13 protein-coding genes are annotated in these 12,967 nt (G+C 69.2%); 9 read left to right on the forward strand and 4 right to left on the reverse strand.

What is annotated here, in order from left to right; translation table 11 throughout:
* Nucleotides 1-45: 45 nt before the first annotated feature.
* The 3 genes from resB to ACQI5H_RS01565 all read left to right on the forward strand — a co-directional run bounded on the left by resB (nt 46) and on the right by ACQI5H_RS01565 (nt 3,914).
* Nucleotides 46-1,608, forward strand: a complete 1,563-nt coding sequence (resB, locus tag ACQI5H_RS01555) for a cytochrome c biogenesis protein ResB (RefSeq protein WP_427077977.1) — start codon at nt 46-48, stop codon at nt 1,606-1,608.
* Nucleotides 1,605-2,582: a c-type cytochrome biogenesis protein CcsB gene (gene ccsB / locus ACQI5H_RS01560; protein WP_427077692.1), complete on the forward strand. Its 978-nt coding sequence runs from the start codon at nt 1,605-1,607 to the stop codon at nt 2,580-2,582. The genes resB and ccsB overlap by 4 nt, the downstream gene beginning before the upstream one ends.
* Before the next feature lie 93 nt (nt 2,583-2,675).
* On the forward strand, nt 2,676-3,914 hold the full coding sequence (locus ACQI5H_RS01565) for an AAA family ATPase (RefSeq protein ID WP_427077978.1): 1,239 nt from the start codon (nt 2,676-2,678) through the stop codon (nt 3,912-3,914).
* 21 nt (nt 3,915-3,935) lie between these two features.
* Here the strand turns inward: ACQI5H_RS01565 and ACQI5H_RS01570 are convergent, their stop codons facing one another.
* Nucleotides 3,936-4,097, reverse strand: a complete 162-nt coding sequence (locus ACQI5H_RS01570; RefSeq protein ID WP_427077693.1) for a hypothetical protein — start codon at nt 4,095-4,097, stop codon at nt 3,936-3,938.
* A 47-nt stretch (nt 4,098-4,144) separates the two neighbouring features.
* On the opposite strand from ACQI5H_RS01570, the gene ACQI5H_RS01575 reads away from it, so the two are divergent.
* Nucleotides 4,145-4,486, forward strand: a complete 342-nt coding sequence (locus ACQI5H_RS01575) for a DUF4229 domain-containing protein (RefSeq protein ID WP_427077694.1) — start codon at nt 4,145-4,147, stop codon at nt 4,484-4,486.
* Between the two features lie 8 nt (nt 4,487-4,494).
* On the opposite strand, the gene ACQI5H_RS01580 is transcribed toward ACQI5H_RS01575, so the two are convergent.
* On the reverse strand, nt 4,495-5,502 hold the full coding sequence (locus tag ACQI5H_RS01580; RefSeq protein WP_427077695.1) for a beta-ketoacyl-ACP synthase III: 1,008 nt from the start codon (nt 5,500-5,502) through the stop codon (nt 4,495-4,497).
* A gap of 121 nt (nt 5,503-5,623) precedes the next feature.
* Between ACQI5H_RS01580 and ACQI5H_RS01585 the strand changes: the two genes are divergently transcribed.
* On the forward strand, nt 5,624-5,854 hold the full coding sequence (locus tag ACQI5H_RS01585; protein WP_076123526.1) for a helix-turn-helix domain-containing protein: 231 nt from the start codon (nt 5,624-5,626) through the stop codon (nt 5,852-5,854).
* A 3-nt stretch (nt 5,855-5,857) separates the two neighbouring features.
* On the forward strand, nt 5,858-6,424 hold the full coding sequence (locus tag ACQI5H_RS01590; RefSeq protein ID WP_427077696.1) for a Clp protease N-terminal domain-containing protein: 567 nt from the start codon (nt 5,858-5,860) through the stop codon (nt 6,422-6,424).
* A 56-nt stretch (nt 6,425-6,480) separates the two neighbouring features.
* Here the strand turns inward: ACQI5H_RS01590 and ACQI5H_RS01595 are convergent, their stop codons facing one another.
* The gene (locus ACQI5H_RS01595) at nt 6,481-7,359 is read right to left on the reverse strand and encodes a 1,4-dihydroxy-2-naphthoate polyprenyltransferase (RefSeq protein WP_427077697.1); all 879 of its coding nucleotides are present in this window, start codon (nt 7,357-7,359) and stop codon (nt 6,481-6,483) included.
* A 34-nt stretch (nt 7,360-7,393) separates the two neighbouring features.
* Here ACQI5H_RS01595 and ACQI5H_RS01600 point away from each other — a divergent pair, with 34 nt between their 5' ends.
* Together ACQI5H_RS01600 and ACQI5H_RS01605 are read left to right on the forward strand one after the other, a co-directional pair.
* Nucleotides 7,394-8,170, forward strand: a complete 777-nt coding sequence (locus ACQI5H_RS01600; protein ID WP_427077698.1) for an S-methyl-5'-thioadenosine phosphorylase — start codon at nt 7,394-7,396, stop codon at nt 8,168-8,170.
* On the forward strand, nt 8,167-9,204 hold the full coding sequence (locus tag ACQI5H_RS01605; protein ID WP_427077699.1) for an NAD-dependent epimerase/dehydratase family protein: 1,038 nt from the start codon (nt 8,167-8,169) through the stop codon (nt 9,202-9,204). Before ACQI5H_RS01600 ends, ACQI5H_RS01605 begins: the two co-directional genes overlap by 4 nt.
* Here the strand turns inward: ACQI5H_RS01605 and ACQI5H_RS01610 are convergent.
* The gene (locus ACQI5H_RS01610; protein ID WP_427077979.1) at nt 9,201-10,751 is read right to left on the reverse strand and encodes a hypothetical protein; all 1,551 of its coding nucleotides are present in this window, start codon (nt 10,749-10,751) and stop codon (nt 9,201-9,203) included. The genes ACQI5H_RS01605 and ACQI5H_RS01610 overlap by 4 nt on opposite strands.
* A gap of 443 nt (nt 10,752-11,194) precedes the next feature.
* Here ACQI5H_RS01610 and ACQI5H_RS01615 point away from each other — a divergent pair, with 443 nt between their 5' ends.
* The gene (locus ACQI5H_RS01615) at nt 11,195-12,874 is read left to right on the forward strand and encodes a hypothetical protein (RefSeq protein WP_427077700.1); all 1,680 of its coding nucleotides are present in this window, start codon (nt 11,195-11,197) and stop codon (nt 12,872-12,874) included.
* Nucleotides 12,875-12,967: the final 93 nt, after the last annotated feature.

Below are 12,967 nucleotides of genomic sequence, written 5' to 3' on the forward strand. Positions count from 1 at the left end.
CAACTCCTCGCTTGGACACGCAACACCTGGCGCGCGCTGACGTCGATGGGCACCGCGCTGGTGCTGCTGTGCCTGCTCGCACTCGGCGCGATACCCGGTGCGCTGCTGCCGCAACGAAACCTCAATGCCGGCAAGGTCGACGACTACCTGTCCACCCACAAGGTCATCGGCCCGTGGCTCGATCGGCTGCAGGCCTTCGACGTGTTCTCCAGCTTCTGGTTCACCGCGATCTACGTGTTGTTGTTCGTGTCTCTGGTCGGCTGCCTCACCCCGCGGACGATCGAGCACGCCCGCAGCCTGCGCGCCACCCCCGTCGCGGCGCCACGCAACCTCGCCCGGCTGCCCAAGCACGCCGAGACCCGGATCGTCGCCGGGCCCGAGGAGCTGAACAGGCTGGCGAACACCATCGCCCGCCGCCTTCGCGGCTGGCGCACGGCCATCCGCCATGAGGGCGAAGTCGTCGAGGTGTCCGCCGAGAAGGGGTACCTGCGCGAATTCGGCAACCTGGTCTTCCACTTCTCGCTGCTGGGCCTGCTGGTCGCGGTGGCCGTCGGCAAGCTGTTCGGCTACGAGGGCAACGTTATCGTCATCGCCGACGGCGGCCCGGGCTTCTGCTCGGCGTCGCCCGCGGCGTTCGACTCGTTCCGCGCCGGGAACACCGTCGACGGCACGTCGCTACACCCAATGTGCATCCGGGTCAACGACTTTCAGGCGCACTACCTGCAGTCGGGGCAGGCCACCTCGTTCGCCGCCGACATCGACTATCAGGCCGGCCGTGACCTGGCGGCCAACAGCTGGCGGCCCTACCGGCTGGAGGTCAACCACCCGCTGCGGGTCGGCGGTGACCGGGTATACCTGCAGGGCCACGGCTACGCGCCCACCTTCACGGTCACCTTCCCGGACGGGCAGACGCGCACGTCGACCGTGCAATGGCGACCCGACAACCCGCTGACGCTGCTCTCGTCGGGCGTGGTGCGCATCGACCCGCCCGCCGGCAGCTATCCCAACCCCGGCGAGCGCCGCCAACACGAGATCGCGATCCAAGGCCTGCTGGCGCCGACCGAGCAACTGGACGGCACGCTGTTGTCGTCGCGATTCCCGGCGCTGAACGCCCCCGCGGTCGCCGTCGACATCTACCGCGGCGACACCGGCCTGGACACGGGCCGGCCCCAATCGTTGTTCACCCTCGACCCGCGGCTGATTCAGCAGGGCCGGCTGACCAAGGAAGCCAGGGTCAACCTGCGCGCCGGGCAAGAGGTCAGGATCGACCATGGCCCGGCGGCGGGCACCGCGGTCCGATTCGACGGCGCCGTGCCGTTCGTCAACCTGCAGGTCTCCCACGACCCCGGCCAGAGATGGGTGCTGGTTTTCGCCATCACGATGATGGTCGGACTGTTGGTGTCGCTGCTGGTGCGCCGGCGCCGGGTCTGGGTCAGGCTCACTGATGCCGGCGACGACGCGGCCGGTACCGTGAACGTCGAATTGGGCGGGCTGGCGCGCACCGACAACTCCGGGTGGGGCGACGAGTTCGAGCGGTTGACCCAGCGGTTGTTGGACGGACTGGGCGAGCCAGCGTCCAGAAGGAGTTCTCAGGTGGACGTCACATGAACACCCTGCACGTCAACGTCGGCCTGGCGCGCTACTCGGACTGGGCGTTCACCTCGGCGGTGGTGGCCCTGGTTGTCGCGTTGCTGCTGCTGGCCGTCGAGCTGGCCTACGTCGGCGGGCGCCGCGCGGATCACCGCGCGCAGGTGTTGGCAGGTTCGGTCGCCGTGGACAGCGCCAGCCCCGGCATCGTGGACGACGTCCCCCAGCGGCCGCTCGACGAACGCGTCGGGCGGGCCGGGCTGGCGGTGCTCTATCTCGGTATCGGTCTCCTGCTGGCGTGCATCGTGCTGCGCGGCCTGGCCACCGTGCGGGTGCCGTGGGGCAACATGTACGAGTTCATCAACCTGACCTGCTTCTGCGGCCTGGTGGCCGGCGCCGTGGTGCTGCGCCGCCCGCAGTACCGCCCGCTGTGGGTTTTCCTGCTGCTGCCGGTACTGATCCTGCTGACCGTTTCCGGGCGCTGGCTCTACACCAACGCCGCCCCGGTGATGCCGGCGCTGCAGTCGTACTGGTTGCCCATTCACGTGTCGGTGGTCAGCCTCGGTTCCGGGGTGTTCCTGGTCGCGGGCATCGCCAGCATCCTGTTCCTGCTGCGCACCTCGCGGCTGGGCGAGCCGGAGGCCGAAGGCACGCTGGCACGCATGTTGCGGCGATGCCCCGACGCCCAGACCCTGGACCGCATCGCCTACCGCACCACGATCTTCGCGTTCCCGGTGTTCGGTTTCGGGGTCATCTTCGGCGCGATCTGGGCCGAGCAAGCCTGGGGCAGGTATTGGGGCTGGGACCCCAAGGAGACGGTCTCCTTCGTCGCGTGGGTGGTCTACGCGGCTTATCTGCACGCCCGGTCGACCGCCGGCTGGCGGGACAGGAAGGCGGCGTGGATCAACGTGGTCGGGTTCGTGGCCATGGTCTTCAATTTGTTCTTCGTTAATCTGGTGACCGTGGGCCTGCATTCCTATGCGGGCGTGGGGTGACAGTTAGCGACCGACCCGAGAAAACTGCAGCAAGGGGGAGTGCACGTGTCCGACCAGCCAAGCGTGGGGGCGCCCGAACATCCGACCACCGAGTTGCGGTCCCCGGACTCGACCGAGCGACCCGCCGGTGAATCGGCGGCGGATACCGGTGAAGCACCGACCCGGGCCTTCGCCGGATTCCGCACCGAGCGGCGGGTGCCCGGACCCGAGCGGCAGGAAACGTCTCCGCCCACGGCGGCGGCCCCGGCGGGAATGCCGCCCTGGGATCCCACACCCGTCACCGGTATTCCGCGGGTCGACCCGACGGCATTCGGCGCCTACTACAACGGCGCGCCCGACGCGCCTCCCTTGAAAGGGCAAGAAACCCCCTACCGCCCAGAGCATGTCCCCCACACGCCCTACCCGGAACTGTCCACCGGCATGCTGCTGCGGCCCGTCAAACCGCCGCCGTCGGAGGGCTGGCGCCGGCTGCTCTACGTGCTGTCCGGCCAGCTGATCAACCTGGGGGAGAGCCCGCGGGCCGCCCGCTACAACAACCTGGTGGCGCAGGTGAACCGGCCGTTGCGGGGTTCCTACCGGGTCGCGCTGCTGTCGTTGAAGGGCGGGGTGGGCAAAACCACGATCACCGCGACGCTGGGGTCTATCTTCGCCTCGATCCGCGGCGATCGGGTGGTGGCCGTGGACGCCAACCCCGACCACGGCACGCTGAGCCAGAAGATCCCGCTGGAGACGTCGGCCACGGTGCGTCAGCTGCTGCACGATGCCGGAACGATCGAGCGCTACAGCGACGTCCGCCGGTACACCTCGAAGGGGCCCAGCGGGCTGGAAATCCTTGCGTCGGACAGCGACCCGTCGATCTCGGATGCGTTCAGCGCCGACGACTACACCCGCACCCTGGACATCCTGGATCGGTTCTACGGCCTGGTGCTCACCGACTGCGGTCCCGGGCTGTTGCATTCGGTGATGTCGTCGGTGCTGGAGAAGGCCGACCTGCTGATCGTCGTCAGTTCGGGATCCATCGACGGCGCGCGCACCGCCTCGGCGACGCTGGACTGGCTGGACGCCCATGGTCACGAAGAGAAGGTCCGCAATTCGATCGCGGTCATCAACGCGGTGCGGTCTCGCACCGGCAAGGTCGACATGAACAAGGTGGTCGACCACTTCTCCCGGCGCTGCCGCGCGGTGCGGCTGATACCGTTCGACCCCCATCTGGAAGAGGGCGCGGAGATCGCTCTGGATCAGCTGCGGCGCCCCACCCGCGAAGCGCTGACCGAACTGGCGGCCGTCGTGGCCGATGGCTTCCCCGGCGAGCGAAACCCGGGCGTCGCCTAGGGGAGGGTGCTACAGAGGGTTCTAGAGAGGGTTGTTGTCGCCGTTTCCCAACCGCCGCAAGAACTCTGGATCGTCGTCGGGTCCGATGACGCGACTCTTCGGGCGGTGGGTCTGGGCCCGCGCCGCGCGCCAGCCAATGTAGATCAGCGTCCCCAAGACCAGGACGAGCAGCAGGTAGAGCACTCAACACCTCCTTTGAGCGAATATACCCGCGCCGTAGGCTCGCACCTGTGTCAGAAGAGCCTAGGCCCGGCGCGGGCGAGCGCACCAGAAATCACGTCGTCGTCGACGTCCTGGTCTACGCGGCCGCACGGTTGCTTTTGGTGGTCGCGCTCGCCGCCGCGATCTACGGAATCGCCCGTCTGCTCGGGGTCACCCAGTTCCCCGTCGTCGTCGCGGCGTTGTTCGCATTGATCATCGCGATGCCGTTGGGCATCTGGCTGTTCGCCCCGCTGCGCCGACGCGCCACCGCCGGGCTCGCCGTCGCCGGCGAACGCCGCCGCCGCGAGCGGGAACAGCTGCAGGCCCGGCTGCGCGGCGAGGCGGGCGACGCCGACCACGACGACGCGTGAGCACACGGTCAGCCGTTGGGCATCACAACGACCTGCGCGGCGTAGCTCAGGCCGGCGCCGTAGCCGATCAGCAGCGCCAGATCGCCGGCCTTGGCGGCCCCAGTCTCCAGGAGTTCGGCCATCGCCAACGGGATGGACGCCGCGGACGTGTTCCCCGTGTGCTCGATGTCGTTGGCGATCACCGCGTCCGGGCGCAAGTCCAGGTTCTTGGCGAGGACTTCGTTGATTCGGCTGTTGGCCTGGTGCGGGATGAACACGTCGATCTCGTCGGGCCGGATTCCCGCCGCGTCCATCGCCTGCCGACCGACCTTGCCCATCTCGAACGCCGCCCAGCGGAACACCGCGCTGCCCTCCAGCCGCAAGAAGGGACGCGGGCCGGTCGGTTCGTCCATGTAGTCGATCCAGTCGATGTCCTGGCGGATGGCCTTGACCTGTTCACCGTCACTGCCCGAGATGGTCGGTCCGATGCCTTGAACGGGCGTCTCGCCCACCACGACGCCGGCCGCGCCGTCGGCGAAGATGAAGCAGTTGCTGCGGTCCTGCATGTCGATCGTGGGGGACAGCTTCTCCGAGCCGATGACCAGCATCTTGGCGGCGCTGCCACCCCGGATCATGTCGGCCGCAACGCCGATCGCGTAGCCGAAGCCTGCGCACCCCGCCCCGATATCGAATGCGGGCACACCGGCAGCGCCCAGACCCGTCGCGACCTCCGGGGCACAGGGCGGGGTCTGCAGGAAATGGGTGCTGGTCGCGACGATCACGCCGTCGATGTCGCTGGCCGCCAGTCCGGCGTTGTCGATCGCCAGCCGGCCCGCCTCGATCGCCATGGACGCGGCTGATTCGTCGCGGGCGGCGAATCGGCGCGTCTTGATTCCCGTTCGCGATTGGATCCACTCGTCGGAGGAATCGATGTTGCGGCACAGCTCGTCGTTGGTGACGACCCGCTCGGGCCGGTATGCGCCGACGCTGAGCAATCCGATGCTCTTGGGCCCACTGGTCGTGGTGATCTGATTCATGGGGTCCTCGATCCGACGCCGGTCCCTCATTGTTACCGGATTGACCGAGTCGATGAGCGGGCGGGACCCGATTTGTCAAGCTTTATTGACGTCTGCCGAGTGTCAAGTTACATTGACGTCTATGACGGAACTGTCCGACCTGCCCGACCTCGGGCCCGCCGCCGATGCGGCGAGCAACGCCGACCCCGCGATAGGCCTGCGCGCGGTGCGCGCGCTGCAGCGACTGCAGGAGCGCCTGGAGGCGATCCACGTCGCCAACGCCCGCGAGCGGGGCTGGAGCTGGCAGGCGATCGCCGAGGCGCTCGGGGTGAGCCGGCAGGCCGTGCACCAGAAGTACAACCGGAGGAGATGACGCATGTTCGAGCGCTTCACCCGTCAAGCCCGGGTCGCCGTCGTGCTCGCCCAGGAGGAAGCCCGTGAACTGCGGACCCGCGAAATCACGCCGCAGCACCTGCTGCTCGGCGTCCTGGAGGCGGCGGGCAACGAGCTGTCCGGGGTGCTGAGCGGCTACGGCCTGACCGCCGACGGGGTTCGGGCCCGGTTGCTCGAGGCCGCCCCGAGCACCGACGATTCCTTCGACGAGGACGCGGAGGCGCTGCGCGCCATCGGCATCGACCTACGCGCGGTGCGCGACAGCGTGGCGCGCACGTTCGGCGCCGACGCGTTCGACAACGCGCTGCCCCGCTCGGGCCGGCGGCGCCGCCGTCGCGGGCACATCCCGTTCAGCCGCGCCGCCAAGAAGTGCGTCGAGCTCGCCGTGCGAGAAGCGTTGCACCACAAGGACAACGAGATAGCCTGCGCGCATCTCCTCCTGGGCATCATGCGCAGCGGCGACAAGCCGGCCGTCGGACTGATCACCGAGCACGTCTACACCGCGCAATTGCGCGCCGCGATTCTGGAGCTGCTCGACAAGGCCGCCTAGGCCGCGCTCTCATCACTTCGCCTAGCGTGTGCGGCCCTGGCGCCCTGAGCGCACACTCAAAGCCCTGAGCGCACACTCAACGCCGCCGCCACCGCGATCGCCCACACGATCATCGCCAGCCCGGTATCGCGCAGCACCGGGATCAGCTCGGGCCCGCCGCGGCCGGATCGGACCGGCCGCGCGGCGCGCAGGGCCAGAGGCGTGGCCACCAATCCCGTTGCGCACCACGGCGTCGCGAGCATCAGCACCAGGGTCAACACCCCGGCGGTCGCCAGCAACGCCTGATACAGCACCCGGGTGCGGGCATCGCCCAGCCGTACCGCCAGGGTGATCTTGCCGGACTGCGCATCGGTCGGAATGTCCCGCAAATTGTTGGCGACCAACACCGACGACGACAGCGCCCCGATCGATAGCGCCAGCACCAGTCCCACCCAGTCCACCCGCAGCGCCTGGGTGTACTGGGTGCCGAGCACGGCGACCAGGCCGAAGAACACGAACACCGCGACCTCGCCAAAACCCGAGTACCCGTAGGGTTTTGACCCGCCGGTGTACAGCCACGCCCCGGCGATGCAGCCCGCGCCGACCACGATCAGCCACGGCGAGCTCACCAGCGCGAGCGCCAAACCGACCGCCGCGCCGACCGTCAGGCCCGTCACCGCGGCCGTCAGCACCGAGCGCGGGCTGGCCAGCCGCGAGCCGACCAGGCGCACCGGGCCGGCCCGCTCGTCGTCGGTGCCCCGGATGCCGTCGGAGTAGTCGTTGGCGTAGTTGACGCCGATGATCAGCGCGACCGCGACGGTCAGCGCCAGCAGAGCCTTCCACCACACGGCCGAGTGCAGCCACGCCGCCGCGCCGGTGCCCGCGACCACCGGTGCCACCGCGTTGGGCAGCGTCCGCGGCCGAGCCCCGGAGATCCACTGCGCGAAACTGGCCACCAGGGCATCCTGCCCTATGCACCACAATGGTCGGATGCTCGGAGTGATTGGCGGCAGCGGCTTCTACACGTTCTTCGAGTCCGGCGTCCGCGACATCGACGTGGAGACCCCGTACGGCGAACCCAGCGCCCCGGTCACGGTCGGCGCGGTCGCGGGGCACGAGGTCGCTTTCCTGCCACGCCACGGCGCCAAACACGAATACTCGGCACACACCGTGCCCTACCGGGCCAACATGTGGGCGCTGCGCAAGCTCGGGGTGCGACGGGTCTTCGCGCCGTGCGCGGTCGGCAGCCTGAATCCCGCCTACGGGCCCGGCAGTGTGGTGGTGCCCGACCAGCTGGTGGACCGCACCACCGGTCGCCCCGACACCTACTTCGACTCCGGCGCCGTCCATGTCGACTTCGCCGACCCCTACTGCCCGACATTGCGCTCGGCGGTCACCGGCCTGCCCGGCGTGATCGACGGCGGCACCATGGTGGTGATTCAGGGGCCGCGATTTTCCACACGCGCGGAAAGCCGGTGGTTCGCCTCGGCTGGCTTCGGCCTGGTCAACATGACCGGATATCCGGAGGCGGTGCTGGCTCGCGAACTCGAAATGTGCTATGCGGCAATCGCTTTGGTGACCGATCTGGATGCCGGTGTCACGACGGGCGAGGGCGTGAAGGCCACCGACGTGTTCGCCCAATTCGAAAAGAACATGGGGTCGTTCAAGAAGCTGGTGGCTTCGGCGATCGGCCGGGTCGCCGCCGAACGCGGTTGCACTCACTGCCTGGCGCACACCGGGGTGACGTTGCCGGTGGAGCTGCCGTGAGGGTGTTGCTCACCGGGGCGGCCGGGTTCATCGGATCGCGGGTGGACGCGGCGCTGCGGGCGGCCGGACACGAGGTGATCGCCGTCGACGCGCTGCTGCCCGCAGCGCACGGCCCGAGCGCGGTGTTACCGGCGGGATGCCGAAGGGTCGACGTCCGCGATGCCGACGCGCTGGCCCCGCTCTTGCGCGGTGTCGACCTGGTCTGCCACCAGGCCGCGATGGTGGGCGCGGGCGTGGACGCCGCCGACGCGCCCGCCTACGGCGGCCACAACGATTTCGCCACCACCGTGCTGCTGGCCCAGATGTTCGCCGCGGGCGTGCGGCGTCTGGTGCTGGCGTCCTCGATGGTGGTCTACGGGCAGGGCCGCTATCACTGCCCCGAACACGGGCCCGTCGACCCGCTGCCGCGGCGCCGCGCGGACCTGGATGCCGGGATCTTCGAGCACCGCTGCCCGGTCGGCGGCGAGGAACTGGGGTGGCGGCTCGTCGACGAGGACGCCGCCCTGCGGCCGCGCAGCCTGTACGCGGCCAGCAAGACCGCGCAGGAGCATTACGCGCTGGCGTGGTCGGAGTCGACGGGCGGCTCGGTCGTGGCTTTGCGCTACCACAACGTCTACGGTCCGGGCATGCCGCGCGACACCCCCTACTCCGGCGTGGCCGCGATCTTCCGTTCATCACTGGAAAAGGGTGAGCCGCCAAGGGTTTTCGAGGACGGCGGCCAGATGCGTGACTTCGTCCACGTCGACGACGTGGCCGCCGCCAACGTGGCGGCAGCGTCGGTTTCGGCCGGCGGCTCCGGCTTCACCGCGGTCAATGTCTGCTCGGGACAGCCGATTTCGATCCTGGAGGTCGCCACGGCACTGTGCGATGCGCGCGACGGTTCGGTCAATCCGGTGATCACCGGGCAGTATCGCAGCGGCGACGTGCGCCACATCGTCGCGGATCCCACCCGGGCCGGCCAGGTGCTGGGTTTCCGTGCGGCCGTCGACCCGCGCGACGGGCTGCGCGAATTCGCGTTCGCGCCGCTGCGCTAGCGACCGGCCGGCGGCCGGTAGATCTTGGGTTTCGGGACGGGAATCTGGCGGGTGCCGGAGTCGTCGCCGCGGAAGATCCGGGGCGCGTCGGATCCGCCGCCGACCCGCACACGCGTCGTCGGTGCGGCCGACGGTGGCGGCGGTGCGCCGGCAGGGATGCGGGTGGTCGCCGCCTCCTGCTGAGGACGCGCGGGCTCAGTCCCCGCCGCACGCGTGTGCGCCGCGCGGGGCGTCTTCCGTCGCAGCCGCCGGCCGGTGAGTTGGCCCGTGACGATCGCGGCGGCCAGGATGCACAGCGCCAGCCCGCACAGGGCCACGTCGAAAGTGCTGGTGATCTGCTGGGCGAGATTGTTTCCGTAGACCGGGTTTTGCGCGGCGGAGTTCGGAATTTCCTCGAACCGCGGGGCCAGCACGACACCGACCACCACGCGCGAAATGCTCAGTGTGGCAACGAGTCCGCACAGCGACGAGATCAGCCGCGCGGATACCGCGTCGTTGGCGAGGTTGACGCGCAGCCAGATCGCGAGGGCGGCGGTGCCCAGATCGAACCCCGCGAGCACGATGCTGTCGTATCGCGAGTACGGGTAGTTCAGCGCCACCCCGACGAACAGGTCGGTAATCCGCATCGCCATGGATCCGACACACCACACGATGATCAGCAGCAAGCCATTTCGGGCCGCCGCGCGCCAGGCGTTTTCCTGGGTCGTCGACCGGGTGCGGTCGCCGAACAGTGCCCGGGGCGCAAAAATCGCCGCGGCCGCTGCCCACGCGAGGTAGCCCTCGAACCCGACCCCGGCTGTCGACGTGTTCTGCGCGATGCCGTGGAACGCGTCGATGTCACGACCGACGGGAAGGATCCATACGACGATCCCGGCGGCGAGCGTCGACGTTCCGAGCGCGACGGTGGCCAGCCGGGAAGCCTTGGTGCTGCGAAGCAGCCACCGCGACGCGACGAGCACGGCGATTAACGCCACGACGCCGTACACCACCGCCGTGATGATGACCGAGATGTTCTGCTTGCCGAAGCCCGAACCGCCGGTCACCGCGTATTTGACCCGCCAGTACAGGTTGAACCCGAAGCTGAGCACCGCCAGCACCAGCGACGCGTAGCCGATGATCCGGGCGGAGCGCTGCCACCCGGCGAACTTCTCGTCGTCGGCGCCCACACCGGTGATCGCCGGTTGCGCGCACAGCAGCGATCCGGCGATGCCGAACCATGCGCCCGGGCCGACGCCGCCGGGCACGGTGACGGTGCCGCCGAATCGGACGGTCTCGACCGCGTCGAAGGCGACGAACGCGAGCACCAGCAGCATGTAGGGGACGTTGAGCCACAGACGGATTCGGTTGGCCGCCGCGGCGTTGAATTGCGGGCTGGTCGATCTCCAGGCCCCGGCCGCGACGAGTGAGATCAGGGACAACAACGTCACCGCGAACAGCACCGCGAGCAGGTTCCGGCTGCTGCGCGGGATCCCCAAACCGGAGTACAGATTCCACGGCAGCACCAGCGCGATCACCAGCAAGGCGGCGGCGAATAGGTCGCTGACGATGTTTCGGCGACGCCTCGGCCGCTCCGCCGCGCGCGGAACCGGAGCCTGAGCGGGCGCGCCGACGGCGGCGAGTCGCTGCGTTTGGTCGTTGATCGGGCCGGTGGGCGCGTCGTCGCTGCTCTGGCTCACGGTTCCCCCCGGGTATCGAGGACGGTTGCTGGCGGCGCCGCTTCGGTTGGGTGGCGAGGGAACCACCTGCCCGGCCGACTGCGTTGCTTACTTGGAAACATAATCCCCGTTCGGACGACGCGGCAGTGGCTGTGATGAGAACGTGCGATTCCGCGGACGTTGTTCCGCGGAGACGGTCCCGAGGTTTGGGAACCGGTTACGCTGCGCTCAGAGGCGGACGCTGTCGCCCGAATGACTGTTACTGCCGACGGTATCGCAGTGTAGTGATGCCAGGACATGCTGGTTGCGGGGTGGCCAGCCGAAGGAGAGTCGGGATGGACGTCGTGTTGGGGGTCGCGGTCACCGGCCCCATTGCCCACTTGGCGCTTATTGGGCGGGGCGCGCAGGGTGCCGACGTGATCGACCAATCCGAAGTCGACCTGGCCGACAACCCGGTCGGCACGCTGACCGAGACCGTGGTCGGCACGAATCGGCTGTTGGCCGACCAGAACCACCGCCTGACCGCCACGCGGCTTTGCTGGACCGACCATCCCCAAGCCGATCAGTTGCGACGGGCGCTGGAGGATTCCGGCGTCATCGACGTCAGGGTGCTGTCGGAATCGCAGGCTGTCGCGGCGCTGATGCGCGCGGCGGGGCGGTCCGGTCCCGCGCTGGTGGTCGGCGACGACGCGGCGACCCTGTTGGGCCCGGTGGTGGAGGACGAGAGTGCGCCGCCCACCCTGCTGGCCAGCGCACCGCTGGCGGGCGAATCCGGCGATCAAGCCACGGGCACACTCGACACGTTGATGGCCAGGCTCGCCGACCAGCCGGACGCCGCGGGAGACCTTTATCTCGTGGGCGCGTCGTCCGACATCAACACCGTCGCCGAGCAGATCCGCGAGGCGTCGACGATGCGGGTGCAGATCCCCGACGACCCCACCTTCGCGCTGGCCCGCGGAGCGGCATTGGCCGCCGTGCCGGGGGCGCTGTTGTCGGCCGGAGACGCGACCGCGATGGCGCCGGCGGCGGGACTCACTGGAGACGAGACGGCCTATTCGCCGGTGACCGGGCGGACCGGAGACGAGACGGCCTTCGCGCCTGCGGCCGAACCGGCCGCCGAGGACCAGCAGCTGGCGTATTCGATGGCCGACGAGGGCGAGCCCCTCGGTGCCGGCGGGTTAGACGACGAGTACGGCGAGTTCGACGGTGACGACGCCGAGACCGGGCCGCTGCCGTTGAGCAGGCGGTCGGTGTTGCTCGGCAACGCGGTCATCGCGTTCGCGGTCGTCGGATTCGCGTCGTTGGCGGTCGCGGTGGCGGTGGCCGTCCGGCCGACCGCGAGCGCGCAACCGGTGGTCGGGCACCAGAACGCCGCCCCGGGCAAGTTCATGCCGCTGCTGCCGACGCAACAGCAGGCGCCGGTTCCGCCGCCCCCACCGGATCAGCCCAACGCCGGATTCCAGGGCGGCGTCGTTCCGGACTCCAACGGCTACATTCCCCCGCAGTTGATGTCGGGCGGAGCGCCGGCTGCCCCGGTCAACCCCGCGCCGGGCGTTCCCGGTTTCGTGCCGAATCCCAATCCCTATGTGCCGATACCGATTCCGATCATCGTTCCGTACCCGCCGCTCGGACCCACTACGACGACCACGACGACGCTGACGACGACCACCACGACAACGACCTCGCTGGGCCCCTCGTCAACTACCACCACGACGCCGACGACGACCACGACGGAGCCGACCACGACCACGACCCAGCCGACCACGACCACGACGCAGCCGACCACGACCACCACGCAGCCGACGACGACGCAGAAGCAGCAGGTGGTGACGACGACACCGCCGACCTCGACGGTGCAGCAGACAGTTCCGACTCAGACGATTCCGACTCAGACGATTCCGACTCAGACGATTCCGACTCAGACGATTCCGAAGCAGCCGGTCACCCCGCAACAGCCGGTGACCCCTCAGCAGCCGGTGACCCCCAAGGCGCCAATTCTCACCCCCCACCACTGAGCCCCGTCGGGTATCGAGCGCTGGTGGTCGGGTGCGCTCGAGCGGTTTGCTGACCCGCCTACGCCCACAGGCAAACAATATTGCCCAAATGAC

Origin of the sequence: Mycobacterium heidelbergense, from assembly GCF_050205645.1 — a bacterium.
GTDB lineage: Bacteria > Actinomycetota > Actinomycetes > Mycobacteriales > Mycobacteriaceae > Mycobacterium > Mycobacterium heidelbergense_A.